The following is a 25,792-nucleotide window of genomic DNA, read 5'->3' as shown; positions in this document are numbered from 1 at the left end:
ATGAACAAACATATTCAGCTCTCCGCAGAGAAAGTGCCTGGCTCCATTTACGACGTTTTGCGCCGTGATTTGGTCGCGGGGCGTTTTGCGGCAGGGGAGAAGCTGGCCATCAATGCGCTCAAGGAGCAGTATCAGGTGGGGCTGAGCCCACTACGTGAAGCCTTGAACAAGCTGGCAGCCTATGGCCTGCTGATTCAGGAGAATCAACGTGGTTTCAGAGTACCCAAGCTCTCCCGAGAAGAACTGGACGACATTGCTCGGATGCGCACCGAACTCGAAGGCATGGCGCTGGAGCGTGCCATCGCCCACGGAGATGCGGTATGGGAGGCCGACCTGCTGGCGGCGGCACACCGCCTCAAACGCGCCGATCTCACGCTGGAAAACGTCGAAGAGTGGGAGCGGCTGCACACCCAGTTTCATCGTACGCTGGTGGCGTCCTGCGGTTCGGTGTGGCTGCTGCGCTTCATCGAGCAGTTGCACGATCAGTTCGATCGCTACCGTCGGCTAGGCCCGAAAATGCCCACCATCCGTCAGGAACTGGACGATCAGCACCATCAGCTGGTAGCGCTTGCCCTGAAACGTGATGCGGTTGCTGCGCGGGCATTAATGGACGACCATATCCACAAATCCTATGAAGTCGCGCTGGCGCGATACCACCAGCATGCCTGATGGCTGGGTCCCAAAAGAGTGTTAGGGATAGTTTTTTTAGAGATAGTTTTTAGTAATCGTTTTTAGGAATCGTTTTTAGGAATCGTTTTTAGGAATAGCTTTATGGATACCGCTTCCTCTGCTTCGCATCACGCTGACGATGCCTTGGTCGTTGCCCAGACGCTCACTTGGGTGGCCAACTTCATCGTCGGGCACAATATCTGCCCCTTTGCCAAGCGTGAATTGGAGCGCGAGGCGGTGCGTGTGGAAGTCGTGCGCTCCAAAAAGGTGGATATTGCGCTGGAGGAGCTGGTCGCCGAGTTCGAGTGGCTGGATGCCCACTCAGAGGCAGAAACCAGCCTGCTGGTGTTTCCCACGCTGTTCAAAAACTTCGACCACTACCTGGACTTCGTGGAACTGGCGGAACAGCTATTGGAACAGCTGGGCTATGAGGGCGTGTATCAACTGGCGACGTTTCACCCCGATTACTGCTTCGCCGATGCCGACCCCGACGAGGCCGCCAACTACTCCAACCGTTCGCCGCATCCGATGATCCACGTATTACGTGAAGCCAGCGTGGAAAAAGCCATCGAGTTCTACGGCGACACCTCGATCATTCCTGAGCGCAACATCACTTACCTCACCGAGATGGGCCAGGATGCGCTGGAGCGGCAGTGGCAGCGCTGTTTTACTGGTCAGGTCGATAAATGACCAGGCGATGTTTGCCCTGATGCTTGGCCTGATACAGCGCGTTGTCGGCATGGCGTATGACCTGTTGCATGTCCATGCCATGTTCGGGCCACACCGCAGCGCCCAGGCTGCAACCGACTTGGGCGGTCATGTTGCCGGGCAATTCGATAGGCAGTGCGATTTTAGTGAGTAAGCGCTCGCTTACTTCCTCGGCTAGAGAGTGACTATTTTCTGGCGTGCTCTTGATGACCATGAGGAACTCATCGCCGCCCAGCCTGGCGACCACATCACCACTGCGCAGGGTGGTCTTCAAGCGCTGAGTGATTTCGATCAGCAATAGATCACCCGCATGATGCCCCAGTGTATCGTTGACGTTCTTGAAGCCATCCAGGTCGAACATCAGCATGATCAGATTCTGCTCTTGGCGCTGGGCTTCCGGCTGAGCATGTTGCAAGTACTGATTCAGAAAGGCGCGATTGGGCAAGCCGGTCAATGGGTCGGTATTCACCAGGTCCACCAGTTGATTGATGGTCTGGCGCTGGTCCTGCAGGCGCTCGACCATAGCGTGATGGCAAAGACGAGCGCCGTAATCAAGCCGATGATGCGAGTGCGAAGCGGCAGGCGGCGTAATGAAGTGTAGGATGTCGGCATGGGGAGGCCTGGGAGGCAGTCAGCAGCGGAAAAGGGCTACCCTATCGCAATTTTAATTTTTGTACGATAGAGCAGGGCAATGACGCAGGCCAGCCTGGCCTGCGTCATGGGGTTATCGATAGCGTGATGCCGCTAGAGCGCCATGGACGAGGCGGCGATCAAAACTCTTCCCATTCCGGCTCGGCGTGCGAAGATTCGATATCGCTGGTCAAATCGCCTTGGGCGATGTTTTCACACAGCTGCATGGCCCGCTGCAAAGGGCTTACGATCAGTCTACGGATACCGATTTGTACGCCAACGAACAGGGCGATTGCCAGGAAAATCAAGATGCCGCTAAAGATCAGGGTTAACTGGTGCAAACGCTCTGCCTGAGCAATCTCCGTGGCGGAGAGTTCCTGGGCCCGACGATTGAGTGCTCTAATGGCATCTGTCAGTACATCAAACTCGGTGTTCAGATAGTCGCGGTACGCCACCAGCGCGGCGTAGTTTCCTGTCGCGAGATCATTACGAAACGTATCGGTAATCAGCCGTGAGTAGTGATGTCTGCCGGTCATGGCCTCAATGCGCTATGTAAGCATTCACTACGAGTCACTTGTTGAGAGGTTTGTGCATGACGTAGGTGTCCACCAGTCCCAGCGACGGATGGCGAAACGCCTGGGGTACGGTGCCGACAATGGCAAATCCCAGCCGCTGCCACAGGGTGACCGCAACGTGATTGCTGGCCACGACGGCATTGAACTGCATCGCCTCGAAGCCAGCGTCACCGGCCAGTACCTGAGAGTGTTCGCACATGGCGCGGGCCACGCCCTTGCCGCGTGCATGGGGTGTCACCATATAGCCGCAGTTGCAGACATGCTTGCCGGGGCCTGCGGCATTGGCCTTGAGGTAATAAGCCCCCAGCAGTTGACCTTGCTCGTCCTTGACGGCCAGGCTGTGCAGCGGCAGCGTACACCATAGGTGGTAGGCATCATCAAAGGTGATGTCGGGGTCTATCGCGTACGTTTCCTGTGCCGCTACAATACTCTGGAACGTTGGCCAGAACAGGGCGAAATCGTCGCGGGTCATCGGGGTAAATGCAAAACGCTGCATGAGTATTCCTGCATACAAGACATGGCATACGCTAGCATAAGCGGATGCCTGTAAGCGTCAACCGAAAGATGGGGAGCCCTCACATGACCCTCGAGAGTGCCCTGACCTATTTCGTGGCGATCTTCGTCTTCGCCATTACTCCTGGCCCCGGTATCTTTGCGCTGCTGGCCAAGGGGATGTCCCAAGGCGTGCGCGCCTGCTGGCCGCTGGCTGTGGGCATGACCGTGAGTGATGTCATCTATCTGATGCTGGCCTTCTATGGGCTGGCTGCCTTGGCAGAAAACTGGGGTGAAGCCTTCACCGTGTTGCGCTATGTGGGCGCGGCTTACCTGTTTTATCTGGGCTGGAAAATGTGGACGGCCAGCGTCACGCCCCCGCGCCTGGAAGGCGGTACGCCCGTGGCGGCCACATCCGCTCGTGAGGCCCTCAAGGGGCTTACCCAAGGGGTCCTGATCTCGGCCTCCAACCCGAAGGTCATCCTGTTTTATCGAACATCGCGAAAAACCTCGTACTTCTAGTGCGAGGATGGATAGCGAGGGGCGCGAGAGCGCCCCTAGTCCGGCCTCGATTGTTGCTCAATATACTGCTTGACCATGCTCAGGGGGGCGCCTCCGACACTTCCCGCAAAGTAGCTTGGACTCCACAGCGAGTTCTTCCGGTAGGCGGGCTGCACCAGTTCAGGGTGTAGTAACTTCATCCGCCGGCTGGATACCCCCTTCAAACTATTCACCAGCTTGGATACCGCCACTTTGGGTGGAAAGTTGACAAGCAAATGGACGTGATCGGTTTCACCGTTGAACTCCTGTAGCTCCGCCTCGAAGTCCCGACACACTCGGTCGAAAAGCAATTCGAGGGAGTTGAGATGCGCGCCGGTGAACACCTTGCCCCGATACCTGGTGACAAAGACCAAATGGGCATGGAGTTTAAAAACGCAGTGTCTTCCTGTTCTGATAGCTTGTTTGGTTTCCATAGACCAAGTATATTCGAAGCCATGAAGCAGACCAAGACCCTCAAGGTTCGAGTGAAGGACAAACACGCCGCCGAGCTTAACCGCATGGCCCGCAGCGTGAATTTTGTTTGGAACTACCTCAACGAACTGTCTTCCCGAGCCATTCGGGAGAAAGGTCTGTTTCTGTCTGCCTACGACATGCACCCCTATACCAAGGGTGCTGGCAAGGACCTCGGCCTGCACAGCCAAACGCTGCAATGCATCGCTGCTGAATACGTTGCCCGCCGCAAGCAGTTCAAAAAGCCCCGCTTGAATTGGCGCAAGTCCGGCGGTGTACGCCGCTCACTTGGCTGGATTCCGGTCAATACCGGCGCGGCCAAGTGGAAGAACGGGCAGGTATTTCACAACGGCACCTACTTCAAGGTGTGGGATAGCTACGGCCTGTCGACATACAAGTTCCGTGCCGGCAGTTTCAACGAAGATAGCCGGGGCCGGTGGTATTTCAATGTTGCGGTCGAGGTGGACGTGCAGCCGACGCTTGGGCAGGGCGCCGTTGGCATCGACCTTGGGCTCAAGGATGTGGCCACCTGTAGCGATGGAGGAAGGCTGGAAAACAGCCGCTTCTACCGCCGCATGGAAGACCAGTTGGCGACAGCCCAACGTGCCCGCAACAAGCGGCGGGTAAAAGCTATTCACGCCAAGATCAAGAACCGTCGCCAGGACGCGCAGCACAAGTTTTCCCGGAAACTCGTCAACCAGTACGGCGAAATCGTCGTGGGCGATGTTTCCTCAACCAAGCTCGCGAAGACCAAGATGGCCAAAAGCGTCTACGACGTTGGCTGGTCACAACTGAAAACGATGCTGGAATATAAATGCGCTCACGCAGGCATCGTCTTCAAGGTCGTTCGCGAAACCAACACCACCCGCGCCTGTTCGTCGTGCGGCTCGCTTAGCGGGCCGCAGGGCGTCAACGGGTTGCGAGTAAGGGTCTGGGAGTGCGTGGAGTGTGGTGTACTCCACGACCGGGACGTGAATGCGGCCCGGAATATCCTCAGCCTCGGGGCAGGACGTTGCCCTCAAGAAGTTGGAATCCCCGTCCTTTAGGGCGGGGAGGACGTCAAATCGCGTTTCTACCCACCTTCATTGACCTGACCACGCTGAACCATGGCGACATGCTGCTGGTGGTTGGGCTTACCCTAGTGGGCTTGATGATGGGGCTGATGCTGGTGGCGTCGTTTGCCTCGTCGGCACGGCGCTTTTTCCAGTCCGAACGCGCCCAGAAGGGCACCAACCGCACAGCAGGTTCCTTGATGCTGGCGGCAGGTGCTTTCTTGATTGCCAAAGGCTGAAGGTCACCAGGTGAACGTGTCAGGCGTCCTTGACGACTGACGCGACGATCTCATAACTGCGCAGGCGGTCCGCGTGCTGATAGAAGTCACTGTTGATCATCAGCTCGTTGGCCTCGGTACGTGCCTGGAAGTCGGCCAGCTGCTCCTTGACCGTTTCAGGGCCACCGATGATGGCCGCGCCAAGAAACTGGGCGACCTGGGCGCGCTCCATGGGGCTCCAGTCCAGATGATCGACCGGGGGTTGTGACTGCGTCGGACGGCCGCGAATCAAATTGAGAAACTTCTGCTGGGCAGTCGTGGCCAGATAGTGGGCCAGGTCGTCGCTGTCGGCTGCCATCACGGGTAACCCTACCATGGCGTAGGGTTCTGCCAGATGCTCGGAGGGCTGGAATTGGTCGCGGTACAGGCGCAGCGCTTCGAAGAGATAGCCCGGCGCAAACTGCGCAGCAAAGGCGAAGGGGAGCCCTAGCCTGGCGGCCAATTGGGCGCTGTAGCCACTGGACCCGAGCAGCCAGATGGGCACATGGGTGCCCTGGCCCGGCACGGCCTTGACGGTTTGCTGGGGCTGGGCTTCGCCCAGGTAGCGGCGCAGCTCTTCCAGCTGTTCTGGAAAGTCATCGACACCTGACTGGGCGTGCCGCCGCAGGGCACGCATGGTCGCGCCATCCGAGCCAGGGGCACGGCCCAGCCCCAGGTCGATCCGGCCGGGGTAGAGTGTCTCCAGGGTGCCGAACTGCTCGGCCACTACCAGCGGGGGGTGGTTGGGCAGCATGATGCCGCCGCTGCCAACGCGAATGGTGGACGTTTGCCCTGCCACGTGGCCAATCAGCACGGCCGTGGCGGCGCTGGCGATACCCGCAATATTGTGATGCTCGGCCAGCCAGTAGCGCTGGTAGCCCAGTCGCTCCGTGTGCTGGGCCAGGGCCACGCTGTCTTGAAAGGTCTCGGCGGCACTGCCCCCTTGACGAATGGGCGCCAGGTCCAGAACAGACAGCGCAGTGTTGGCAAGTTGGCTCATGGTGACACCTGCTTAAACGGTCATGGACAAGCGGCTCGATTTATTAGCACGCTTTCGAATACACCGTTTATGCGGGTGCCCCTGGCAAATTGCAAGGTGCCAGACGGCCATCAATGGCGCTGGCGCTTGTCATCTTTACGCTGCAGCATCGCGGAAAGGTCGAGAATCGACTGAGCCATGTCGGCCATGCTACGGCTCTGGTCCATGGAGGTCTTGCGTAGAAAACGGTACGCCTCCTCTTCGCTCATGCCCTGGTGGGCCATGATCAGCCCCTTGGCACGCTCGATCAGCTTTCGTTCTCGCAGGGCCTTGCGGGTATTTTCCAGCTCGTCGCTCAAGCCCTGCAGCCGGCTGGACTGAGCCTGAGCCAGCTCGATCAGCGACCGGCTGAGCGGTGAGTGAAGCGCGCTGGCCGTCAGGTCGCCCAAGGATTGCGAGGGGGCCAGCATGAGCAGTTGTTCGCAGGGAGCGGGCAGCGGATGGCCCGGCGTGCTGGTGGCGTGTTCCAGGGCCCTGCGGGCCTCGGCGATTTTGAGATGGCACAGGGCGGTCAGCTGCGTGTTGAGCGTATCTTCCACTGCCTTGATCGTATCCAGCCGCAGCGTGGTGAGTTCGTACCAGGTTTCGCCCAGCGAGTCGCTGACGCCCATGGGCGCGTTGGCGCGCTGGCAGGCGATATCGCGAAGCTCGCGGATGCCCGCCAACGTCTTGGGCGAAAGCGCCTGCTGCCAGGTGGCCAACGCCTCGGCGGTGGCAAATTCGGCAAAGGTGTCGAAACAGCGCTGCTGCGCGGCCATCAGCTGGTTGAGCAGCTCACGGTGCGCGTCATCGAAGTGCCCCAGGGTAAACCCGAAAGCGCCGCAGGCGCGCTCTTGCCCGGCCAGCTCCTTGCCCTGCATCAGGTGGAAGATGGCCACCAGTGCCCGGGTAATGTCGGGGTCTACGGCCGTGTCGGCGGCTTCGAAAACGATGGCCAGCAACCCGCTGATCAAGTGGTTGAACGCCTGCGTGGCCGCATCCGGCGAAATCGTGAACTGATCGATGGCGCGGCGCAGCGCCGGAAGTTCATCCAGGGCTTGCCACACACCCGCTATGCGGCGAAGCAGCCTGGCCTCTGCCTGTGAGCGAACTTCCTGGCCCAGCGCTTCCAGCCGCTGGCGCATGGCCGCCTCGGCACTTTGGCTATGTTCGAGGTAGGTGGCGCGGCGTGCCTTGAAGCGCTTCCCCAGGGAAGCCAGATAAATGGTCGAAGCGCCCCGTTCGCGCTGCAGAACGTGGATGAACTGACTGATATCGCTGACGATATCGGCGGTGGTGGCCAAATGATGAAGGTTGTCGATATCACAGCGCAGCGCGGTCAAGAGTAGCTGTTGGGCAGAAGACATAATAGTTCCTTGTTACTCGCCGCCTGAAAAGACGGCGCCTCATTGGATGACCAGAGACGCGCCTGCTTAACTGCTAGCGTAAAGAGAGAGCGCCCTGTTCATGACGATCACCGGCGGCCTCACGGTAGGCCTTGGCTTCCTCGGCCTCGGTGGCATCGCTGAAGCGTACCAACAACACACAAGAAGCCAGCAGCAGTACGGTAATGCCCAGATAAAAGAGCCCTTGCTGGTAGCTGAGGCTTTCATTACGAAACAAGAACGCGGCGGAGACGGCACCAATGTTGCCCCCGGCACCAACGATGCCCGCCACGGCCCCCAGTGCCTTCTTGTTGATGAAGGGGACGACCCCGTAAGTGGCACCTTCCGCCATCTGCACGAACAGGCTGAACACCAGCATGATGCCAATCGCCATGCTGAGCACGTGCATCTGCGAAAACGCAATCAGCGCGATGCCTTCGCAGATCAGGGCAATGAAGAGCCAGCGTACACGCCCCTTGAGGCCCGCCTGTTTGGCGAACAGGTCGGAAAAGACGCCGCCCAGAGTGCGGGCAAAGATATTCATCAGCCCGAACAGGCCTGCAATGAGCCCCGCCGTGGCCAGAGTGAGATCAAAGGTATCGAAAAAATAGATGGCGGCGATGTTGTTGATGGTCAGCTCTACTCCGAAGCAGAGCCCGTACACTACAAACAGCGCCCAGACACGAATATCCTTGGCGGCAGCCATGAAGCTCTGCGCTGCGCCATACTCGCCGCTGGCTTCCGGTAGCTCTCCACGAGCACGCAACTCGCTGAAATTGCCATCCGGGGCATCCTGGGTAAAGTACCAATAGGCGATACCCGTCAAAAACAGCACGATCCCTGGTACCAGCATGGCAAGCCGCCAGCCCAGCGCTTCGTTGACGCCCAGCATGAGTATTCCGGAGAAGATGAGTGGCATCAGGATTTGCGTCGTACCGCCCCCCAGGTTGCCCCATCCGGCGCTGGTGGCATTCGCGGTGCCCACCACATTGGGGGCGAACATCATGGTGGTGTGGTACTGGGTAATCACGAACGACGCGCCAATGGCACCAATGGCCAGGCGAGCCAGCAGAAAGGTTTCAAAGCTGTTGGCCAGGCTGATCCCCATGACGGGAATGGAGCCCAACAGCAGCAGTCCCGTATAGGTCTTGCGCGGCCCGATGCGGTCGCAGAGCACCCCGATCAGCAGCCTGACCACCACGGTGATCGCCACGGAAGCAATGATGGTGTTGCCGATTTGGGTTTGCGTCAGAGACAGGTCTTCACGTACGACAGCCATCAGCGGGGCGATGCCGAACCAGCCAAAAAAACAGATATGAAAGGCAAACCAGGACATGTGGAATGCCCGCATCTGTGGCGTGGAGAAATCGAGCAGCCGAATACGATTGGCTTTGTGGCGGATGTTCATGGGTGGCCTCGGGTAGCATGGAACGAGTTCGTCAACGCACAACGCCAAGGGCACTGCACAGAGACGGGAACATGCCTTCATCGTTGAAGGTCAGGTTCGACGCACTCGTACCCGGCTGGGCCTGGTCCACGCCTATAACACTGGAAATCACCAAGCAAATAATTCGCCACTAGCCATTTTTTAAATATAAAACATTGATTTAATGAATAACGATGGGTGCGCTGGGGGTGTGGTGCCAAGGGGAGGGAGCAGGGGCGCACTCGATTGGGGCAGTAGCGCCGAGTCGGGTGCGCCAAGTTGGCGCAATATCAGAGGGTGCCTGCTCTCGAAGGACTAGCCATGCAGGTACACGGCGTCGATATCCAGCGTCGAGCGCTCACCAATCGCCTCGAAGTGCTCGTTGAGCCATAGCTCTGCAGCCGCTTTGCCCTGGTCGAACAGGTGGCACAGGAACGGCCATTCGGCATTGAGCTTACTGGATACCGACAGGCTCTCCAGAGCCTTGTCGCCACTGATGCGATGAAACAGAGCCTGCTGGTAGCAGTTTTCGATGCCTTGCTCCTCCAGTGCATGCTTGAGCAGGGCAATCATGCGGACTTCCTTGATCAGCGCAGCGTTGAAGGTGATCTCGTTCAGCCGGTTCATGATGGCCGAGGCCGTGGTGGGCAGCTCATCGCGGCGGATGGGGTTGATTTGTACCAGCAGTATGTCGCGCGCGCTGCACTCTTCCATCAAGGGAAACAGTGCGGGGTTACCCATGTAGCCGCCATCCCAAAAGGCTTCGCCGTCAATTTCGACGGCCTGAAACATGAACGGCAGGCATGCCGACGCCATGACGGCATCGACGCTCATCTCTTCACGACGAAACACGCGCTGCTTGCCGGTACGGACGTTGGTCGCCGCGACGAAGAGTTTCAGCTGGTCGCACTGGCGCACGCGGTCGAAGTCGATATGCGACGCCACGATGTCTCGCAAGGGGTTCAGGTTCAGCGGATTGAGCTGATAAGGGGAAACCAGACGAGTCATCAGGTCCATGGCGACATAGCCCGGTGAATTATCCAGGCTCCAGTTGCCGATCAGTACGTCCATGGGGGAGCGGCGGATGGGGCTCGCCATGCCGGCTCGGCTGACGGCTTTCCAGAAATCTCGCAACGCTTGCCGAGCCGTCTCCTTGCCGCCCCGAGTCAGCGCGTCGGCCATGACGACGCCGTTCATGGCCCCCGCGCTGGTGCCGCTGATGCCCTCGATGTCGATTCGGTCATCTTCGAGTAGTCGGTCCAGCACGCCCCATGTATAAGCGCCGTGAGCACCGCCGCCTTGAAGCGCCAGGTCGAGCTTTTTTGCTGATGCCATGTGATCCTTCCCATAGTGGCTAATAACCTGCCCCTAAGCATGGCATAAATGAGCACGTTCGGTAGCCTGGCTATCCACGCTGGGATCGATTATGGCATTCCCGTCAATGGCGTAGGGGAGGGCAAGGGCGTGTCATAGACCGCTTCTTCCATGAGCCGATCCAGCTGTTCGGCCAACGTGATACTCGCTTCTTCCATGAGGGCCAGAGCGGCCAATTGCCCCGTGTGGTCCCCCTGCCTGGCCAGCCGCAGTGCTTCCAGGCCGCTTTCGTGGAAGCGCCGGTGCGGGACGGCCAAGGCGCGGTAGGCGTCCATCCGCTGATAGCGCTGGCCTTCGCCCGTAAAGTACCAGCAGCCCAAGGCGCAGTGCTGGTGGTCGCTCGGGTGTTCATCGACACTGGCTGACAGCAGTTGATGGTAGATATGACTTTTCCAGACGGCGTGTTCCAGCTTGGCGGCCTCCAGACAAGCCGTGGTGGTGCCGTGATGTATGACTTTATAGAGATGCCGAGCACGGTCACTGAGCTGTGTGATCACACGCTCGGCTGTGTCGGCCGTGCAGGCCAGGGCATTGGCTACTTCCCGCTGATGGGCAAGTACTCGGGCGTCCTCTTTCAGGCTGTGGCCTGCCTGCTCCAGCCATTGCTCCAACTGCTGGGCAAGCCGCTGAGTTTGCTCGGAGATATGCTGTATGTCCTGAGCAATCACCGGCCATATCGGCGTTGGCTGCGTTGAGGCAGGGTGATGGGCTGCTTCCAGTGAGGCGTTGACCGATAGAGCATGAGCATGACCAGCGCTGCGCGCCAGTTCCACCGCAATCTTGCGCAGGGACTGGAGTGCGGCTTCGCTGGCAAACGGCGCGGCATAATGCGCATCGGCCTGCGCCAGGCGTTGCCGCTGTTGGTGCAGTGTCTGGGTTGTCTGTTCGGCCACATGAAGCTGCTCGAACATATCGTTCAGCGTGGCTCGCTCACTGGCGAGCTGTTGAGCATGATCGGCAGCCCCTTTGCTGAGAGACTCCAGCATGCGAGCCCCTTTGGTTTGCAGCAGGCTGATGGCTTCGAAAGGCGTCATCAAGCTGAGGGTGCGGCAGCTTTGAGCACTGCGAGCAATGGCCAGCTCGGCCCGCAGGGCGGCGTTTTCCTGTTCCAGACGACGGATGGTTTGGTAAGGGTGCATGAAGGCAAACATGAGACACCTGCCGTGCAATGGTTTGTGATCTTTTGTATCAAATTATTGCAGGAGATGGCCTGTTTGCCTGGGAAAAAGCGTGTCTCGCGATGAAAATCACGCTTTAGGCGCCATAAAGGAGTAAGCGGGTCGTCTGGCCGTAACGGGTTATCTCATCTGTGCGAGCTGCAGGTGGTCATCTTGGCCGCAGCGCAGGAAGGAAGAGGTCGCCAGCCACTCTTCATCGGGATAGTAGGCAAATACGTACTGCTCTTCCTTGAGGCTGTCGATAAGCGGGTAGGTGATGTCTTCGCGAACGGCAGGGCAGCCATGGCTACGCCCGAGTCGTCCCGTCTGGGCTATGAACTCTTCGCTCACATACTCTGCCCCGTGAATCACGATCGCGCGTTGGAAAGCGAGGTCGTTCACCTCTGGCTCCAGGCCCTCCAGGCGCAGCGAGTAGCCATTGCGCCCGTAATAGCTGTTCATGGTGCGAAACAGCCCAATGCTGGATTGAAAGCTTTCCGGGACGTTCGAAAACACTTCTGCCACGGCATCACCCGACCCTCGGCCATGGGACACCAGCTCTTCGAACAGCAAGGCGTGCTGGTGCAGGTCGAAGACCCACAAGCGAGGCTCCGTGGAGGGCAGCGAGTAGTCGATGACGGCCAGGCGCTCGGCGTAGGGGTCGGCACAAGCGATGGCTTGTGCGGCCAGGCGGAGCGCCTCACCGGAGGCGCCAGGCGCCAGTTGTTGCAACTGATGATGAAGGGGCGACACGCCGATGGGGGGCTGGGAAGAGACCTGGGTATAAAAGCTGGCAGCCTGGAGTGGAGAAGCGCCAAGTAACAGGCTCGTGGCGGTCATCAGGGTCAAAAAACGGGGGGTATCAGAGCGGAAACGGGTATACAAGCGTGAGAGCATCGAGTGTCATCCTGCCAAAAGTGCGATAAGCCCCCACCAGAAACGACCACGAACAGGCGCAAGCAGCTATGCTGAAAGGGAGCGTCAGGCTATTCGGTCGGTAATGGGAACTGCCGATATCATTGGGCATCAGCGCCGTACAGCGCTGCATCATAACGCAAGGAGAGGCGATGAACGATCATCCGCGACTAAGACAATGGGCGATAGGCGCTCTGCTTGGCCTTGTCCTGCCCGGCCCCTTGCTGGCGGTGGCAGCGGAGCCTGCTCCCCCTGGGATGCAACAAGCCTTGTCACAGCAGGTCGAGCGGGCAGGGGAGTCGCTGCCGGTGGCAGCGTTTTATCAGCTCAATGGCGGGCAGCCGGTATGGCAGGATGAAGCCCGCGTGGTGGCCCTGGTGCAGGGCCTGAATAGCTTGCTGGATGATGGCCTGACACCCGAGGATTACCGTGCGACGACGCTGCTGGAGGAGTTCCGTGCCAGCCGCGAATGGGACGCTGCCGCCCAGGCACGCTTCGATGTCGATGCCACCCGAGCCCTGTTGCTGGCGCTGGAGCATCTATCGTCGGGCAAGGTCAATCCTCGGCAGGTCGAACCTGGCTGGGATGCCTCGCGCCCAGAGCGCAGTTATGCGCTGCCTCGGGTACTGAGCGCCGTGGAGCGCCACGATGTCGAGTCGGCGCTGGCCATGGCCCGGCCCAGCTCACCCGAGTACGCCCAGCTTCGTCAGGCATTGAGCACCTACCGTCACTTGGCTGAGCAAGGCAGCGTGCCTTACCTGCCCGGCAGAGAGGTTTCGCTGCGCCCCGGCGACCGAGACCCGGATGTGGTCACGCTGCGCCAACGACTGACCCTGTGGGGTGCCTCGGGGCTGTTGGGAGCCGACAGCGGCGCCTACCCGATGATTGGCGTGCAGGGGGCGCAGCGTGACCAGCAGCTGTTCGATGACACCCTGGTGCAAGCAGTGAAGCATTTTCAGCGCCGCCACCAGTTGCAGGAAGATGGTGTCGTGGGGGAGCGTACCCGGCTGGCGCTGAACATGCCGGTGGCTTCACGGGTCGATCAGTTGCGGGTCAACCTGGAACGTGCGCGCTGGATACGCCCCTCCTTGCAGCGCGAGCCTCGGGTGTGGGTCGATATTGCGGGCTACCGGCTGCATTATTTGCGGCCTGACGGTCAGCAGTGGGATGCGCGAGTGGTTGTGGGCACACCGCGTCGTGAAACGCCGGTCATTCACTCCACGATCAGTCATCTGACCATCAACCCCAGCTGGACCATACCGCCTACCATCATGCGGGAAGACGTGTTGCCACGGGTACGTGAGGATGTCGGTTATCTGGCCCAGCAGAACATCCAGGTGTTGAGCCCCTCAGGAGAAGCGCTGGATGCCCAGAGCATCGATTGGCAGCGCCCTGGAGGCGTCATGCTGCGTCAGGTGGCGGGTAGCCGTAACCCTCTCGGGAGGGTCGTGGTACGCTTTCCCAATAACGACATGATTTATCTGCACGACACGCCGGCACGCGGCTTGTTTCAGCGGGATCAACGGGCGTTGAGTTCTGGCTGCGTCAGGGTGGAAGGCGTGGCGGAGTTCGCCCAGATGCTGCTACAGGACAGCGGCAGTCGTCATCAGCTCAATGCGCTGATGAACAGTGGGCGCAGCGATCAGAACGTCAACCTGCCTCAGCGCATTCCCGTGGCGCTGCATTACCTCACCGCCTGGCCCAACCCCCAGGGGGAGGTAGAGTTTCGAGATGATATCTACCGCCGAGACCCGGCACTGCTATCGGCGCTCTCCGCACGCGACGCCTGATCCCCTCTTCCACGTATGCTACATAAGCGACAGGCCGCCCCTTGGGGCGGCCTGTCGAACGGCGTATCACGATGAGTTATTGAACGGTGTCGCTATCGTCGTCACTGCTCCGGTTGCTAGCCACGCTGATGGTGCCCGTCTCGCCACTCTCCAGTGCTGCCAATACCGGTTCTGCCTGGCGCTGGAAGGCGATCAGGGTATCGCCACTCAGGCTGGTGTTTTCAGGCAGCTCGACGGTCATGGCGTTGACCGGCGAATTGTTGACGATGACCTCATAATGCAGGTGAGGGCCGGTACTGCGGCCCGTATTGCCGGAAAGGGCAATGCGCTCACCCATGTCGACACGCTGGCCCTGGCTCACCATCGGCTGCGAAAGGTGCAGGTAGCGCGTGCGGTAGCCGTTATCATGGCGAATCACGATATAGCGTCCTGCCGCGTGGTGATTGCCCACGCGCTCCACACGTCCATTGGCCGGCGCGATGATCGGCGTGCCGATCGGCATGGCAAAGTCGGTGCCGTTATGCGGGCTGACCCGCCCTGTCACCGGGTGAAGGCGGCGCGGGTTGAAATTAGAGCTCAGGCGGTAGTTGCCTTCGAACGGGCGACGGGCAAAGGCCGGGTCCAAGCTGTTGCCTTCCGGGGTGTAGAAGTTGTCGTCAGAAGGGTTGCGCACCACGGTCAGATCCATGCGCTCGCCGTCGTATTTGACCGCCAGAACCCGTGAGTCCAGCGTTTCACCATCGATCATGTCAGACTCGACCAACACCTGAAACTGATCCCCCCGGCGGCTGTCGCGACGGAAATCGAGTTTCTTCTCCAACAGGCGGGTCAGCTCGGTGACCGAGCTGCTGCTCAGGCCGGTAGCCTGGGCAGAGCGTGCAAAGCTGCCGCTCACGCTGCCTGCGTAAAGCCGCTGTACCGGCTCGCCCTGGCGTTCGATGGTGGTGATGGCAAAGTGTTCGCTGTCTCGTTCCAGCAAAATGCCATCGCGGGTGTTGCGCATCATGCGCAGCGACAGCAGTCGGCCTTCTTCATCCAACTGGTAATCGAAGCTGTTGCCGGCGCGCCAGTTGGTCAGCAGGCGCTGGTCGGGCATGTCCTCCAGCAGCGCCAGTACTTCGCTGTAGCCTAGCCCCAGTTCGTTCTGAGCAACCACGGCAAAGGTTTCACCAGACTCGACGATGTGCGTCTGCCATTCGGGCACGAAGGGCTCTTCAGCGGCCAGCTCGCGCTCGAGAAAGGAAATATCGTCGAACAGCTCGATATCGTAATCTTCGTAGGAAGTAGCATCAGCAATGTCGACGGTCGGGTCGGTATTGAGCATGCCGCTTGCAAGAGTGCCCACGATCACGGCCATGTGCAGCGCGCCGTCATCGAGCGCAACGGCCAGGGGAGGCACGCTGGCCATGGAGGCTTCGGCACTGGTGATCACGTCGAGGTCGACGATCTCGGCTGCTGTCAATTCGCTGAGGGGAATATGGTCACGGGTGGCGTCGAGGGCGCGGGAGGCGCGATCGATCGCTTCTGCAACAGGCGTTCGCTCTTGCCGCAGCGAGGGGACACCAGGAGCAGAGTCGCTGGGGAGAGGAACAAGTACGCTCTCCAGCGGTGTGTGAGGTTGATTCAGGTCGTTATACGTCGTCACCAGCTTTTGTGCGCCCAGCACAGTGACCATGGTGGCCACTGGTAATAGTAACAATTTATGCGTGCGGGGCAGCGAATGGAGGATTCGCAACATGGGTAAATGGACCGCCGAATTTGTGAAGTAAACGTAACAAGAAAGTGAGCAAACTCGGGAACCATACCCCAAGGAGGCAGGGGTGAATAGACTGTATATCCATACACAAAACATACTTCCGTCGAAATATGCAAATATTCGACAATGAGAACCGCTCTCGAACGCCGTTCGCTAACAAAAGTAACGGCGTAAACTGCCTTCGATGACCGCCGCATGGCGCGATCATCTTCTTAACCATAGACGCAAATGAATGGTTATTAAAGATGTGCGTAAGTTGTGTCTAATTAAAACGGCATTTTAAGCACTTACCGACCAAAATGAGCGCTTGAAACGGACGTTTTTCACGGGCCAGAAAAGCGTATCGCCCAAAACGCTCCCCCGACCTCGCAAACGTGGCTTTTTGCGGGTAATTGCTAATATTTAAAATGTGTTTTTTTGTTTCTGTGTGTATGTTTTTTGAAACATAGCGATGTTCCTGTGAGCCCGCGTATTAGCCCTTGGTGCAAAATTTGCTGTCAGGCCACGTACTCTCGACGTTTTACTGGCATCCTATGTGTTGTTTTTTCGAAGGTGAAGCGGTTTGTTTCGCTGTTTAGCGTCGAGGAAATCGAAATGTCTCGGGTAACACTTGCACAGTGGCAGATGCTCGCCGCCGTGGTCGACCACGGTGGCTTTGCAAGGGCGGCAGAGGCGATCCATAAAAGCCCCTCTACGCTCAACCATGCGGTACACAAATTGGAAGAGCAGCTGGGTATCCAGGTGCTGGAGCCCGTGGGGCGGCAAGTGCGGCTGACGGAAGCCGGCGAACTGTTGCTGCGCCGTGCGCGACAATTGATCGAGAGTGCGGCGTCGCTGGAGGACGTGGCCTCGCGTTTGGCCGCAGGCCTGGAAGCGGAAATCGTCGTCGCCATCGATCAGATCTTTCCCGCAGCGGCCCAGGCCAGGGCGCTGGAGCGCTTTTCGGAAACGTATCCTCAAGTGCGCGTACAGCTGCATGAGAGCGTGCTCAATGGCGGCACCGAAATGCTCTATGACGGACGTGCCGACCTGGTGGTCACCGCCATCGAAGCCCAGGGGTTTCTCGGCGAGCCGCTGGTCAATGTGCGCTTTGTGGCGGTCGCTCATCCGCGCCACCCGCTGCATCAGTTGGGGCGCGCGCTGGATCTGCGTGACCTGGCCCAGCATCGCCAGCTGGTAGTGCGTGACTCGGCGCTGCGTCAGTCCACCAATGCCGGCTGGCTAAAGGCCGAGCAGCGTTGGACGGTCAGCCATGTGGGCACGTCATTGGACATGCTCAAGCGAGGGCTGGGGTTCGCCTGGATACCCGAAACGCGTATCCTCGAAGAGCTGACCAGTGGTGCGCTGAAGCCGCTGCCGCTGAGTGCAGGAGGCGTGCGGGAAGTGCCGGTGCAGCTTATCTTCCGTGATCGTGACCGCGCAGGGCCTGCGGCTCATGCCATGGCCGCTGCGTTGAGGCAGTCCGTCAAGGAGACGTGCAGCCAACATTCGATTCCCTCGAATGAAAGGCGGTAAAACATCCGCTTGAGCCCTCACTCGTCGAGCGTATGCTGTAAACATGCCATTTCATACGTTCGTAACGGGAGAAACGCCATGGGGTTATTGGTCAACGGCGAGTGGGTCGATCAGTGGTACGACACCAAAAAGCACGGCGGGGAATTCGTCCGTGAATCGGCACAGCTGCGTCACTGGGTAGGAAATCCTGCCGACAGTGGCAGCGTGCTGGAGGGCGAGGCCCAGCGCTATCCTGCCGAGGCGGATCGTTACCACCTTTATATCTCCCTGGCATGCCCCTGGGCACACCGCGTATTGATCATGCGTCAACTGAAAGGCCTGGAGCCCCTGATCGGCGTCTCCCATGTCAGCCCGCTCATGCTGGACAAGGGCTGGACCTATCACCAGGACGAGGGCTCCAGCGGCGACCCGATCAATCACGTCGAGTTTCATCACCAGCTCTATACCATGACCGACGCGCAGTACACGGGGCGAGTGACCGTACCGGTGCTGTGGGACAAGCAGCGCAGCGCCATCGTCAATAATGAGTCGGCTGAACTCCTGCGCATCTTCAACCATGTCTTTGACGAGCTGACCGGCAATACGCTGGATTTCTATCCCTCCGACCTGCGTGCTGTCATCGATGAGGTCAACGCCGATGTGTACGACCACATCAACAACGGGGTTTACAAGTCAGGCTTTGCCACTGAGCAGAAGGTGTACGAGAAGCATGTCACTGCGCTGTTCGACGCGCTGGACCGCATGGAAAAGCGCCTGGGAGAGCAGCGTTACCTGGCGGGAGAATGGCTGACCGAGGCCGATATTCGCCTGTTTACCACGCTGGTGCGTTTCGACGCGGTCTACTACGGCCACTTCAAGTGCAATTTCAAACGTATCGAGGATTATCCGAACCTGTCCAACTACGTGCGTGAGCTCTATCAGTGGCCGGGCATTGCCGACACCGTCAACCTGGACCACATCAAGCGCCACTACTATTACAGTCACGACACCATCAACCCGACTCGTATCGTGCCCGCCGGGCCAGCGTTGGACTTTCAGCGCCCGCATGACCGTGAACGTCTACCGGGGCAAGGAGTGCGCCGTCGCTGAATCAATGCGGCCATCCATGAAAATGGCCACCCGGTTGGGTGGCCATTGCGTACCTGTGTGTCGCTAAACAGCAAACGTATCAGTCGGAGCTGACGGCGTCACGGGCGGACTGCCAGGCACTTTGCGCGCCATCACGCGTGGTTTCCCAGGCATCGCGTGCGCCTGCCTTGGTTTGTTCCCACCAGTCGTGGTTGTAAGTAGGAAAGGCTTCCACTTCTTCAGACGTGGCTTGGAGCATGATCCGGTGCTCGGTATCGCCATCCGCTTCGGTGTGGGTTTCCAGCGTGAAGTGGTCGGTGCCGACAACGATTTCACGTCCGCCCAGGCCCAGTACGGCACCACTTTCGATGACGAGTGCAGTGATGCGCATTTCCTCATCGAAAAGAATGTTTTCCACCTCACCGATCTCTTCGCCGGAACCGCCCGCGAAGTAGACGTCAGCATCCAGAATGTCTTCGGCTGAATACATGCCCTGTGGCTCGGTCTGTGCGTGGGCGCCCATTGCCATGCTGCCCAGAAGTACCGTGCCGATAGCCGTTGTCAGTAGTGATTTACGCATAGCTTCTCTCCATATCGCTGTTGAATCAGCCAAAAATAGTCATCTATAGGAAAATGGATACGCATTGGCCTGCCTGTACAGCGCCAATGCCGAAACGATCAGAGGCCGTCGGCCCACTCGTCTGCACGGCGCTCGGCTTCTTCACGGGCCAGCCCGTATTTCTGCTGAAGCTTGCCCACGAGCTGGTCTTTCTTGCCGCCGATTTGCGTCAGCTCATCATCGGTCAATTCGCCCCAGCTGGAGCGCGCCTTGCCTTTTACTTCGGTCCATTTGCCTTCGATCTGATCCCAGTTCATATGCATCACTCCTTGAAGTTCGTGAACAGCGTGAGGCACCTCTCAGGTTAGACCAATAGTGAACAAGTGCAAGCTTCAGGATGATCTTGGTTAAATTAAAAAAGCTGGTCAGCTCACCAGTGGGGTGGTAGGATGCGCGCTCCTCGCATGTGTTGACCCCTCCATCACGACGGCAAGCGTTGATTCGGTGGCCTTGTGGCACTGAGCAGAACGTTTGCAGGAACATCCCCTCGACTGGATGTTCATTGCTGTGAAGATGGCGCGCCTCCAGCATTTCACCAGACGGGTGAAATCGGCGCAGTAAGGTCGCCACAGCGGTTGGCCCGCAGCGTGCGGTACTGCCAGCCGAATGCCAGGTGCGACCGGCGTCTCCGACTCCACTGATGACGATATCCGCTATGCGGAGCCTTGTTCTTTTGCTGCGCACCGTGACGTGCGGCATATGACAGAGTCAGAGACGCTTACGATGTTTTTTGCCGGTGATACCGGCCTACCAAGGTGTGATTAATGACCTCGATTTCTGTCACCTCGCCGAGCTTCGGTGATCTGGCTCTTTTGCCTGCCGTTCTGTCTGCTGTAGAAGCGCAGGGCTACGAAACTCCTTCGCCCATCCAGGCGCAGACCATTCCAGCATTGCTGGAAGGCCGCGATATGCTGGGTCAGGCACAAACGGGTACCGGTAAAACGGCTGCCTTTGCACTGCCGCTGCTGTCGCGTCTCGACATGCAGCGTCGCGAGCCCCAGGTACTGGTGCTGGCGCCTACCCGCGAACTTGCTCAGCAGGTTGCGGTTTCCTTTAGCAAGTATGGTCAAAACCTGCAGGGGCTCGAAGTGGCGACCCTGTGTGGTGGTCAAGAGTACCGTGAGCAGCTGGGCGCCTTGAAGCGCGGCGCTCAGGTCGTGGTCGGTACGCCCGGTCGTATCATCGACCACCTGGATCGCGGCAGCCTGAAGCTGGACGGTTTGTCTGCTTTGGTGCTGGACGAAGCTGACGAAATGCTGCGCATGGGCTTTATCGACGACGTAAAACGCGTGGTTGCCGATACCCCGAAAGATGCCCAGCGCGTGTTCTTCTCGGCCACGCTGCCGTCTGAAATCGAGCGCATCGTCAATCGCTATCTGGTCAACCCGGTCAAGGTGGCGATCGAATCGCGCACCACGACGGGAGAAAACATCGAACAGCGCCTGGTGCGTGTGGACGGTGGTGCCAAGCTGGAAGCGCTGGCGCGCATTCTCGAAGTCGAGCCGGTCGACGCGGCGATCGTTTTCGTGCGCACCCGTGCGGCCTGTACCACGCTGGTCGAGCAGTTGACTGCTCGTGGCGTCAACGCCGCTGGCCTGTCGGGTGACCTGGACCAGAGCCTGCGTGAGCGCACCATCACCCGCCTGAAGCGTGGCAAGGTCGATGTCCTGATCGCGACCGACGTCGCCGCTCGTGGTCTGGACGTTCCGCGTATCACCCACGTGGTGAACTACGACCTTCCCCAGGACGCCGAAGCCTATACGCACCGTATCGGTCGTACTGGCCGTGCGGGCCGCAGCGGTATCGCGATCACCTTCGCGGGCTTCCGTGAAGGCCGCAAGGTAGGCTGGATGGAGCAGGCAACGGGTCAGAAAATGACCGAAATGCCGCTGCCTGACGAAGCCGCTATTCGCGCCCACCGTGATGAAGTGTTCCATCATCGCGTTGTTGCCGCGCTGACGAAAGGTGCAGAAGAGCAGCGTGCCCTGGTCGAGCGTCTGGTGGAAGAGGGTCACGATGCCGTTGAGCTGGCCTGCGCGTTTGCCGCCATGGCCCGCGCCGACGAAGCGCCGATTGGCCGTCTGCAAGCACCGCGCAAAGAGCGTGCTCCGCGTGAGGGTGCACCCGGCAAACCAGCTGGTGCTCGCCGCGAGCGCTCCAGTGCGCCCAGCGAAGGCATGACCCGCTACCGTGTATCGGTAGGCCATAAAGATGGCGTCAAGCCTGGCCAGTTGGTTGGCGCGTTGGCCAATGAAGGCGGTATCGAAGGTGCCCGTATCGGCCGCATCGATATTCGCAACGCCTTCTCGGTGGTCGAGCTGCCCAGCGGCCTGCCGTCTACCATTCTGGCCAAGATGGCACGTGCCCGTGTGGCCGGTCGCCCGCTGGAAATCAGCGAAGACCGTGCGCCCGAGCGTGCACCGCGCCGTCGTCGTGACGATGGCGATGCGCCGGTTCGCCGTCGCGAACGTGCGTAAACGCCTGCCGGGCGACTGATGTCGCCCTGGCTACCATCCCCCCATGCCCTTGGCATGGGGGGATTTTTTTTGGCTATCCTGAACGTCATCCTGGTGGCTCAGCGTCTGCTGGGCGCCAACCTCGAATCACCCGCAAGGAGGCCGCATGGACGCCGCATTACACGATTGGAGCCTGACTCCCAAGCAGGCCATCACACTCCAGTCCCAGCTTGCCAAGCAATTGGAAGCCGACGACCGTATCGACCCCGTGACGCACATCGCGGGGGTCGACATCGGTTTCGAAGAAGAAGGAAGCATTACCCGGGCGGCGGTGGTCGTGCTGGCGTGGTCGCCGGAGCAGGCGCCGCAGCTGACGCCGCCACTGACTGTGGTGGAGCAGGTGATTCACCGGGAACCCACGCGCATGCCCTACATCCCGGGCCTGCTGTCGTTTCGGGAAATTCCGGCGGCGCTGGGAGCCTTTGCCAAATTGAAAACACGCCCGCAGCTGGTCATGGTGGATGGGCAGGGCATCGCTCACCCTCGGCGGCTGGGCGTGGCAGCGCACTTGGGGCTGTGGCTGGACCTGCCGACCATCGGGATTGCCAAGTCGCGACTCACTGGGCGCCATGCTGACGTGGGAGAGGCCCGAGGCGATTGGGTGCCGCTCATGGCCGGGCAGGAAGTGATCGGTGCCGTGCTGCGCTCCCGTGCTCAGGTCAAGCCAGTGTTCGTGTCTCCGGGGCATCGGCTGTCGCTGGCGACTTCGCTGGACTGGGTCATGCGCTGCCTGGGCAAGACCAAGCTGCCAGAGCCAACCCGCCTGGCCGACCGGCTGGCATCGCGGCGCGACCAAAAGCGAACGACAGCAACGCAAACGCGCACTACAGCATCGCGATGAAACGGGTCAGCAGGCGCGTGGCGTCGGGGGTCTCCGCGATGTCTTGCAGCAGTTGATCCGGGTCTTCACCCTGGTCGCGCAAGGCAGCGCGCTGGCGTTCGATATAAGCGCGCATCACCGGCGGTGAAAACTCGGGATGGAACTGAACGCTCCACTGGCGTGGCCCATAGCGCAGCGCCTGGTGGGCATCGTGGCAATTGTGCGCCAGGATGCTGGTGTCGGGGGGAAGCTGCATGACCGCCTGGGCATGGGTCAAGTGGGCCACGAAACACTCCGGGAGTTGCCCGAACAGCGGGTCCTGGCGACCTGCCTGGGTCAGGCGCACGCTGCGTGTGCCGGATTCACGCCCCGCCGGGTGGTAATCACTCACACCGCCAAATGCAGCGGCCATCAGCTGGTGGCCGTAGCATACGCCTAGCAGCGGCAGGTCGTCCGCCAGTGCCTGCTGTAACCAGGGCTTCAGCGCCTCGCTCCAGGGGAGCTGCTCACTGACCATGCTGTGGGAGCCGGTAATGATGGCTGCCACGATATCCTCCGGCGGCTGGCTGGTGAGGCGTGCATCCCATACGTCGAGGGTCAGGTGGTCGGGCAGGGCGTCCTGCACCTGGTCGATGAACAGCTGTTCGAAGTCTCCGTGCTGATCCACCACTTCGGGGAAGGCGTCGCCGGTTTTGATAATGACTACAGAGGCCATGGTGTTCTCGCTAGCGTGTCGCGATGGATGAGGGATAGCCGAATCAGGGAGTTCCACGGTAAGCTGGGCCACTGATCGTCATTCCCCTTTTACCATACATTAGGAGCTTGATATGCAACAGATTACGCGGGCAGGTCAACCCATGGATGTGGCGGGCACCTTACCGGCGGTGGGGCAGGATGCACCGGCCATGACGCTCACCAACGGCAGCCTGGAAGACGTTACCCTGGCGACCTATGCAGGCAAGCGTAAGGTGCTGAACATCATCCCCAGCGTCGATACGCCTACCTGTGCAACGTCGACGCGACGCTTCAATGAACTGGCCTCGTCGCTGGACAACACCGTGGTGCTGGTGGTGTCTGCCGACTTGCCGTTTGCGGCCAAGCGTTTTTGCGGTGCCGAAGGGCTGGACAACGTGGAGACGCTCTCGACGTTCCGCCACCGCGAATTTCAGCAGGACTGGGGCGTGGCGCTATGCAACAGCAACATGGAAGGGCTCTGCGCTCGTGCCGTGGTGGTGCTGGATGCCGAGGATCGGGTGCTGCACAGCGAGCTGGTCAGCGAGTTGAAGAACGAGCCTGATTACGACGCGGCATTGGCTGCACTGAAAGGCTAGCGGGGCGCCTTGGCCGCCTTCACCAGCGCACGTATCAAACGCTGCTGGGGGCGGTTGAAAATCAGCCACTCCGGGTGCCACTGAACGCCTATCAGGAACGCATGCTCCGTGGACTCGATGCCCTGCACCAGCCCATCGCGGTCACGCGCCACGATACGAATGCCCTTGCCTGCCCGATTGACCGCCTGATGATGAAGGCTATTCACGCGACACCAGGTCACTCCCAGCAAGCGATAGAGCTGGCTGTCGCCCACGATGTCGACGGTTTTGCGGGGCAGTACCGTGCGGCGGCGCTTCAAGCCTTCGTGGGTGGTGTAAATGTCGGGGTCCAGGCTGCCGCCCAGATGCACGTTGATCAACTGCGCACCTCGGCAGATGCCCAGTACTGGCGTATGGCGAGGTATGAAGCGCTTCAGCAGGTCGAGTTCCAGCTCGTCACGAGCCGGGTCCAGGCGCACGTCCAGCTGGACTTCGCCGCCGTACAGGTGGGCTTGAATGTCGTCCCCGCCGCCAATGATCAGGCCGTCCAGATGCTCCGGCAAAGGGCGGGAAGGGGAAAGGCGTAGCGGCCTGCCGCCGTGACGCCAGACGGCAAACCAGTCGAAGCACCAGGCAAGCTGGCTTTTGTAATCCGAGGTCGTGATGCCGATCAGGGGTCTAGGCATGGCCAAACAGTCTGCGCTTGAGGCGCTGCCACCAGGGCTGGCGCTGTTCGACCATGTACTCCTGGCAGCGGGCGTGAAGGTTGTCCTGATCGTGGGCCAGCTTCTCTACCTCCACCCAGCGGTTCCACTCCATCACGCTGCCCCAGCCCGGCTGCGACAGCTGCGCATTGGGCAACCGATAATGGAAGGTGGGCCGCGGCTTGGTCAACTGGCCGTGCAGTAGCGGATGAGGGTGCTCTGGGCGCAGGTGGGCAAACAGCGGCAGCAGGTCCAGCTCGCGGTTACGGGTAGGGTTATCGGCCAGGTAGTCGTCGATGAAGGTGTCGAGATCCGGCTGGTAACGCAGATCCAGCACCTTGCGGGCGTACTCCTTGGGAAACGGGTTGGCGTGCGGCAGCATCTCTCGGGTGATATCCACCTTGATTTCCTGGCGTAGCCAACTGGCCAGCAGCAGGTAGGCGCGTAGCATGTCGAGCAGGTAATCGACCTCGCCGCGCTCGATCTCAGGGTTCAGGTGCAGGCCGAAGCCGTACAGCAGGCTGGCATCGGTGCCTTTGGCGCCTTTTTCCCGCAAGGTGTCGAACAAGGTGTCCAGCGCTTCGAGCTCTTCCCAGGGGATGGGAGGGCAGACGATTTCGGTGGGCACCAGGCCGGTCACCATGTCACCGATCAGTTCACGGGTCTTTTGGTGAAATTCCAGCCGTCGCTGATGCTGTTGGCGAGCCCACTCGCTGTCACTGTCCTGCTGTGCGTCCAACAACGTCTGGTCTGGATGGGCGTATTGAGTATCCAGTTCGATCTCGAACGCTCCCCAGCGTGTGTCGGCCACCTGTAGCCGATGGGGGCTGACCACGTTAAGCTCACCACCAAACAGTGCCTGCACCACCTCGGCCGTCTCGCGAGGGGGGAGCCCGGCAAACTCGATTTCGACGCCTACGCGTCGGGTCTGGCCGTCCGGGTTCAAGCGTTGGGGAGGAGCCTGCAGCGTCATCTCGATGTCCTGGAGGTGAACGTTTGTACGTTTAGCCTATCATAATCACACG

General features: G+C 59.9%; 27 protein-coding genes. 11 read left to right on the top strand and 16 right to left on the bottom strand.

Going from position 1 to position 25,792, the window contains the following annotated elements; translation table 11 throughout:
* Together RVM26_RS10780 and RVM26_RS10775 are read left to right on the top strand one after the other, a co-directional pair.
* Entirely contained in the window at nucleotides 1-669 is a 669-nt protein-coding gene (locus RVM26_RS10780) for a GntR family transcriptional regulator (protein ID WP_498938578.1), read from the top strand.
* 102 nt (nucleotides 670-771) lie between these two features.
* Nucleotides 772-1,359: a DUF1415 domain-containing protein gene (locus RVM26_RS10775; RefSeq protein WP_498938576.1), complete on the top strand. Its 588-nt coding sequence runs from the start codon at nucleotides 772-774 to the stop codon at nucleotides 1,357-1,359.
* Here the strand turns inward: RVM26_RS10775 and RVM26_RS10770 are convergent.
* The 3 genes from RVM26_RS10770 to RVM26_RS10760 form a co-directional block, all read right to left on the bottom strand.
* Nucleotides 1,337-1,900 (bottom strand): GGDEF domain-containing protein, encoded by a 564-nt coding sequence (locus tag RVM26_RS10770; RefSeq protein WP_498938574.1) that lies wholly within the window; start codon nucleotides 1,898-1,900, stop codon nucleotides 1,337-1,339. The two genes, RVM26_RS10775 and RVM26_RS10770, sit on opposite strands and share 23 nt — an antisense overlap.
* Nucleotides 1,901-2,147: 247 nt before the next feature.
* Nucleotides 2,148-2,543 (bottom strand): hypothetical protein, encoded by a 396-nt coding sequence (locus RVM26_RS10765; protein WP_287808629.1) that lies wholly within the window; start codon nucleotides 2,541-2,543, stop codon nucleotides 2,148-2,150.
* Nucleotides 2,544-2,577: 34 nt separating this feature from the next.
* Entirely contained in the window at nucleotides 2,578-3,078 is a 501-nt protein-coding gene (locus tag RVM26_RS10760) for a GNAT family N-acetyltransferase (protein ID WP_287808628.1), read from the bottom strand.
* 83 nt (nucleotides 3,079-3,161) lie between these two features.
* On the opposite strand from RVM26_RS10760, the gene RVM26_RS10755 reads away from it, so the two are divergent.
* Nucleotides 3,162-3,596: a LysE family translocator gene (locus RVM26_RS10755; protein WP_287808627.1), complete on the top strand. Its 435-nt coding sequence runs from the start codon at nucleotides 3,162-3,164 to the stop codon at nucleotides 3,594-3,596.
* Nucleotides 3,597-3,631: 35 nt separating this feature from the next.
* Here the strand turns inward: RVM26_RS10755 and tnpA are convergent, their stop codons facing one another.
* A complete protein-coding gene (gene tnpA, locus RVM26_RS10750; protein ID WP_287808625.1) occupies nucleotides 3,632-4,048 on the bottom strand; it encodes an IS200/IS605 family transposase in 417 nt (138 codons plus the stop codon).
* 21 nt (nucleotides 4,049-4,069) lie between these two features.
* Here tnpA and RVM26_RS10745 point away from each other — a divergent pair, with 21 nt between their 5' ends.
* Complete coding sequence (locus RVM26_RS10745; protein ID WP_498938571.1) at nucleotides 4,070-5,131, top strand: RNA-guided endonuclease InsQ/TnpB family protein; 1,062 nt, start codon at nucleotides 4,070-4,072, stop codon at nucleotides 5,129-5,131.
* A 68-nt stretch (nucleotides 5,132-5,199) separates the two neighbouring features.
* Nucleotides 5,200-5,376 (top strand): hypothetical protein, encoded by a 177-nt coding sequence (locus RVM26_RS10740; protein WP_287808621.1) that lies wholly within the window; start codon nucleotides 5,200-5,202, stop codon nucleotides 5,374-5,376.
* A gap of 19 nt (nucleotides 5,377-5,395) precedes the next feature.
* On the opposite strand, the gene RVM26_RS10735 is transcribed toward RVM26_RS10740, so the two are convergent.
* From RVM26_RS10735 to RVM26_RS10710, 6 genes are all read right to left on the bottom strand, one after another.
* Nucleotides 5,396-6,394 (bottom strand): LLM class flavin-dependent oxidoreductase, encoded by a 999-nt coding sequence (locus RVM26_RS10735; RefSeq protein ID WP_498938569.1) that lies wholly within the window; start codon nucleotides 6,392-6,394, stop codon nucleotides 5,396-5,398.
* A 110-nt stretch (nucleotides 6,395-6,504) separates the two neighbouring features.
* The gene (locus RVM26_RS10730; RefSeq protein WP_498938567.1) at nucleotides 6,505-7,779 is read right to left on the bottom strand and encodes a nitrate- and nitrite sensing domain-containing protein; all 1,275 of its coding nucleotides are present in this window, start codon (nucleotides 7,777-7,779) and stop codon (nucleotides 6,505-6,507) included.
* Nucleotides 7,780-7,852: 73 nt separating this feature from the next.
* Nucleotides 7,853-9,205 (bottom strand): MFS transporter, encoded by a 1,353-nt coding sequence (locus RVM26_RS10725; RefSeq protein ID WP_498938565.1) that lies wholly within the window; start codon nucleotides 9,203-9,205, stop codon nucleotides 7,853-7,855.
* Nucleotides 9,206-9,538: 333 nt separating this feature from the next.
* Complete coding sequence (locus tag RVM26_RS10720) at nucleotides 9,539-10,558, bottom strand: patatin-like phospholipase family protein (RefSeq protein WP_193460836.1); 1,020 nt, start codon at nucleotides 10,556-10,558, stop codon at nucleotides 9,539-9,541.
* An 89-nt stretch (nucleotides 10,559-10,647) separates the two neighbouring features.
* Entirely contained in the window at nucleotides 10,648-11,748 is a 1,101-nt protein-coding gene (locus RVM26_RS10715) for a CZB domain-containing protein (RefSeq protein WP_193460835.1), read from the bottom strand.
* 147 nt (nucleotides 11,749-11,895) lie between these two features.
* Nucleotides 11,896-12,651, bottom strand: coding sequence for a murein L,D-transpeptidase catalytic domain family protein (locus RVM26_RS10710; RefSeq protein ID WP_096922452.1), 756 nt, complete (start codon nucleotides 12,649-12,651; stop codon nucleotides 11,896-11,898).
* 170 nt (nucleotides 12,652-12,821) lie between these two features.
* On the opposite strand from RVM26_RS10710, the gene RVM26_RS10705 reads away from it, so the two are divergent.
* Nucleotides 12,822-14,459: a L,D-transpeptidase family protein gene (locus tag RVM26_RS10705; protein WP_193460834.1), complete on the top strand. Its 1,638-nt coding sequence runs from the start codon at nucleotides 12,822-12,824 to the stop codon at nucleotides 14,457-14,459.
* Nucleotides 14,460-14,535: 76 nt separating this feature from the next.
* Here RVM26_RS10705 and RVM26_RS10700 read toward each other — a convergent pair whose 3' ends face one another.
* Nucleotides 14,536-16,197 (bottom strand): peptidoglycan DD-metalloendopeptidase family protein, encoded by a 1,662-nt coding sequence (locus RVM26_RS10700; RefSeq protein ID WP_498938562.1) that lies wholly within the window; start codon nucleotides 16,195-16,197, stop codon nucleotides 14,536-14,538.
* 612 nt (nucleotides 16,198-16,809) lie between these two features.
* On the opposite strand from RVM26_RS10700, the gene RVM26_RS10695 reads away from it, so the two are divergent.
* Both RVM26_RS10695 and RVM26_RS10690 read left to right on the top strand, forming a co-directional pair.
* A complete protein-coding gene (locus RVM26_RS10695; protein WP_039176791.1) occupies nucleotides 16,810-17,730 on the top strand; it encodes a LysR family transcriptional regulator in 921 nt (306 codons plus the stop codon).
* Nucleotides 17,731-17,808: 78 nt separating this feature from the next.
* Entirely contained in the window at nucleotides 17,809-18,819 is a 1,011-nt protein-coding gene (locus tag RVM26_RS10690) for a glutathione S-transferase family protein (RefSeq protein WP_498938560.1), read from the top strand.
* A 79-nt stretch (nucleotides 18,820-18,898) separates the two neighbouring features.
* Here RVM26_RS10690 and RVM26_RS10685 read toward each other — a convergent pair whose 3' ends face one another.
* Together RVM26_RS10685 and RVM26_RS10680 are read right to left on the bottom strand one after the other, a co-directional pair.
* A complete protein-coding gene (locus RVM26_RS10685) occupies nucleotides 18,899-19,378 on the bottom strand; it encodes a PRC-barrel domain-containing protein (protein WP_498938558.1) in 480 nt (159 codons plus the stop codon).
* Nucleotides 19,379-19,476: 98 nt separating this feature from the next.
* Nucleotides 19,477-19,674, bottom strand: a complete 198-nt coding sequence (locus RVM26_RS10680) for a CsbD family protein (protein WP_096922455.1) — start codon at nucleotides 19,672-19,674, stop codon at nucleotides 19,477-19,479.
* 507 nt (nucleotides 19,675-20,181) lie between these two features.
* On the opposite strand from RVM26_RS10680, the gene RVM26_RS10675 reads away from it, so the two are divergent.
* Nucleotides 20,182-21,894 (top strand): DEAD/DEAH box helicase, encoded by a 1,713-nt coding sequence (locus RVM26_RS10675; protein ID WP_016914693.1) that lies wholly within the window; start codon nucleotides 20,182-20,184, stop codon nucleotides 21,892-21,894.
* 145 nt (nucleotides 21,895-22,039) lie between these two features.
* A complete protein-coding gene (gene nfi / locus RVM26_RS10670) occupies nucleotides 22,040-22,774 on the top strand; it encodes an endonuclease V (RefSeq protein ID WP_498938555.1) in 735 nt (244 codons plus the stop codon).
* On the opposite strand, the gene RVM26_RS10665 is transcribed toward nfi, so the two are convergent.
* Nucleotides 22,758-23,468 carry a type 1 glutamine amidotransferase family protein gene (locus RVM26_RS10665; RefSeq protein WP_498938553.1) on the bottom strand — a complete coding sequence of 237 codons (711 nt, stop codon included), beginning with the start codon at nucleotides 23,466-23,468 and terminating at the stop codon, nucleotides 22,758-22,760. The genes nfi and RVM26_RS10665 overlap by 17 nt on opposite strands.
* Nucleotides 23,469-23,580: 112 nt before the next feature.
* Here RVM26_RS10665 and tpx point away from each other — a divergent pair, with 112 nt between their 5' ends.
* Entirely contained in the window at nucleotides 23,581-24,084 is a 504-nt protein-coding gene (gene tpx / locus RVM26_RS10660) for a thiol peroxidase (RefSeq protein ID WP_096922459.1), read from the top strand.
* Here tpx and RVM26_RS10655 read toward each other — a convergent pair.
* Nucleotides 24,081-24,749, bottom strand: coding sequence for a gamma-glutamyl-gamma-aminobutyrate hydrolase family protein (locus RVM26_RS10655; protein WP_039177020.1), 669 nt, complete (start codon nucleotides 24,747-24,749; stop codon nucleotides 24,081-24,083). The two genes, tpx and RVM26_RS10655, sit on opposite strands and share 4 nt — an antisense overlap.
* On the bottom strand, nucleotides 24,742-25,740 hold the full coding sequence (locus tag RVM26_RS10650; RefSeq protein WP_498938550.1) for an amidoligase family protein: 999 nt from the start codon (nucleotides 25,738-25,740) through the stop codon (nucleotides 24,742-24,744). The genes RVM26_RS10655 and RVM26_RS10650 overlap by 8 nt, the downstream gene beginning before the upstream one ends.
* Nucleotides 25,741-25,792 lie beyond the last annotated feature (52 nt).

This window comes from Halomonas sp. KM072, from assembly GCF_050710315.1.
Classification (GTDB): domain Bacteria; phylum Pseudomonadota; class Gammaproteobacteria; order Pseudomonadales; family Halomonadaceae; genus Vreelandella; species Vreelandella hamiltonii.
This window is presented reverse-complemented; position numbering and strand designations above follow the sequence as displayed.